This is a genomic window from Mesorhizobium sp. M1A.T.Ca.IN.004.03.1.1 (assembly GCF_003997555.1).
Taxonomy (GTDB): domain Bacteria; phylum Pseudomonadota; class Alphaproteobacteria; order Rhizobiales; family Rhizobiaceae; genus Mesorhizobium.
On sequence record NZ_RZTV01000936.1, the window covers coordinates 1 to 243 of the forward strand.

Below are 243 nucleotides of genomic sequence, written 5' to 3' on the forward strand. Positions count from 1 at the left end.
CCGCATAGAGGCGGTAGAAAGCTGAAACTGCAATGGTGACCATCCTCGACACGATCAATCCCGACGCCAAGCGTGTGCGCCATCCGGAGAAGGCGCATCGCCCGGACACGGAAGTCATGCGCAAGCCGGACTGGATTCGCGTCAAGGCGCCGACCTCCAAGGGTTATGCCGAGACGCGTACGATCGTGAAGGAGCACAAGCTCGTCACCGTCTGCGAAGAGGCCGGTTGCCCGAATATCGGCG

At 61.3% G+C, this 243-nt stretch carries 1 pseudogene; it reads left to right on the plus strand.

The features are described 5' to 3' along the window. Positions 1-32 precede the first annotated feature (32 nt). Positions 33-243 (plus strand): annotated as a pseudogene (locus tag EOD29_RS34435) (lipoyl synthase); the annotation flags it as partial.